Annotated in this window: 3 protein-coding genes; 2 read left to right on the forward strand and 1 reads right to left on the reverse strand. The window is 31.7% G+C overall.

Annotated features, from left to right (window positions below):
• Positions 1–116 precede the first annotated feature (116 nt).
• Entirely contained in the window at positions 117–1052 is a 936-nt protein-coding gene (locus tag FC89_RS02835; RefSeq protein WP_057871042.1) for a replication initiation protein, read from the forward strand.
• The gene (locus FC89_RS02840) at positions 1045–1527 is read left to right on the forward strand and encodes a helix-turn-helix domain-containing protein (protein ID WP_057871043.1); all 483 of its coding nucleotides are present in this window, start codon (positions 1045–1047) and stop codon (positions 1525–1527) included. The genes FC89_RS02835 and FC89_RS02840 overlap by 8 nt, the downstream gene beginning before the upstream one ends.
• 178 nt (positions 1528–1705) lie before the next feature.
• Here FC89_RS02840 and FC89_RS02845 read toward each other — a convergent pair whose 3' ends face one another.
• Complete coding sequence (locus FC89_RS02845; protein WP_157060640.1) at positions 1706–2080, reverse strand: helix-turn-helix domain-containing protein; 375 nt, start codon at positions 2078–2080, stop codon at positions 1706–1708.
• Positions 2081–2211: the final 131 nt, after the last annotated feature.

The raw sequence follows: 2211 nt of genomic DNA on the forward strand, positions 1-2211 counted from the left end.
TCAAGTACCTTTTGTCTGTTTATCAAGTACCTTTTGTCTGTTTATCAAGTACCTTTATAAGTTCTGTACTTGATAAAAAGGTGCTTTTATTTTAATATGTGTTTGAGGTGATAATCATGTCTAATGAATTAGTTAAGTATGATCCTGAGTTGAATACTATTCCCTTGAGAAAATTTACCCCAATTGAGATGAATTTATTTTTTTCAATTGTTTCCCGCATGCGGGATCAAGGGAATAAAACTGTTCGTTTCTCTTTTGATCAATTAAAAGAGCTTAGTAACTATAAACCAACCGCAAATAAACGTTTTATTGATGATATTGAAAATACATACCAAAAGATCCTCAGCCTTAGGTTTGGCCGTAGAAGTAAGAGTGGCTTAAATCGTGAATTTTTTGTTATGTTTACTGAATTTGAAATTAAAGGTGAAGCTGAAGAACCTTATGTTGATATTCAGATTTATCCCAAAGCATTGCACTTGCTAAACGATTTAGAAAGTTGGGTTCGTTATGCCCTAACAGAATTTAGAAATTTAAAAAGCAGTTACGCTAAAACAATGTTTCGTCTAATTAAGCAATTTCGAACTACTGGCTATTCTTATTTCTCTAAAGAAGATTTTTTTGAATTGCTTGATATACCTAAAAGTTATTGGAATAGTCCTTCAAATGTTGACAAAAAGGTTATTAAGCCAATTAGAGAAGAATTAACCCCGCTTTTTAGAGGTCTAACGATTAGAAAAAAATATGGTAAAGGCAGAGGAAAACCAGTTATCGGTTATTCTTTTACTTGGAACCCTGAAAGAAAGGACGCAAATGATTTTTCTCAAGGCAAGTTTCAAGATGAGCGTCAAAAACTCTTTAACATTCAGCACAATGATGAATTATCAGATAAAGAAAAGTGGCGTGCAATTGACAAAGTTAAATGCTTGCCTTTAGGAACAACTGAAAAACAGGTATTGGCTGAAAAACAAGCTGAACATGATCAAAAAATCAGAGATCAGACAAGACAAGAAGTACTTGCTGAACTCCGAAAGGGGTTTGGAAATAATGTCTAAAACAATTAGAGAACTTGCCGATGAGTTTGGTGTATCAAAGCAAGCTATTAGAAAAAAATTGGATGAAAATTTTAGAGCAAACTATGTGCAAACTGTTACCAGAAACGGGGTACAAACCTTAGTCGTTACAGATTCTGGATATTTACTGTTAAAGCAACACTTTAATAGTGGTAACAACCACAAATCAGGTAGGAAACTACTTGCTAGTAACACTGGTAACAAAGGCGCAGACACCGTAGAACTACTCAAAGAACAATTATCAATCAAGGATAAACAAATTAAAGAAAAAGATGACCAATTGAAAGCAATGCAAAAATTATTAGATCAATCACAACAGCTACATCTCATAGCTGAAAAGAAAATAGAAGCAATTAAGGCCATTACTTCTAACCAAAGTGATTCTAATAATCATTCAGATTTTAGGAGTAAAAACGATTTAAAAGAAAAGAAAAGTGTCTGGTGGCACTTTTGGTAATTTTATACTTTTATCCTTCCACAGATAAATCTATGAACACTTTTGAAAATCGAGTCGTCCTTAATCCTTTTCTAGTGTCTAGTGAATGAGAGGAAACTGGTTTTCTATTTCACTTTTTATCGTTTCCACATTCTTTATAAAATCTTGAAGTTTGCGAGATATCTGAGATGCAATTTCTTTATCTATTTGATTTCCTATTTTGTGATGTTTTATATGGGTTTAGAAATGTATGGGTAACCCCATTATACTTCAACTGGAGTCTTAAAATTAAATTCATCTTTTCCAGTTCCCTAATCCAATTAGAAACTGTTCTTTCGCTAGTAAGAAAGTATTGGGCTATTTGTTTTACTGTATAAAAAGATTCCCCTGTTAAATTATTGGATCTAATTCCTAGAAAAATATATAGTTTTAGTGCTCCACCACTAATAGATCTTAGTTTTCCTTCTTCTAAAAAGCCGTTAAAAATAACAAAAAATCCTTTATTATTTAAAGCATCCTGTTTCCATTGCTTGTAATTTTCTTTTAATAATGCTGCTTTCTTTTTATTATCCATATAGGATTTCCCTTCTTTACTGTGGAGCAAATATTTTCACCTCTAAAGTGAAAATATTTGCTAACTAATTAAACTAACATTAATAAAATTAGCACAAATTGCCTTTAAAGGCAATTTGTGCTAATTTTATT

The sequence above is a fragment of the Liquorilactobacillus ghanensis DSM 18630 genome, from assembly GCF_001435235.1.
Lineage (GTDB): Bacteria > Bacillota > Bacilli > Lactobacillales > Lactobacillaceae > Liquorilactobacillus > Liquorilactobacillus ghanensis.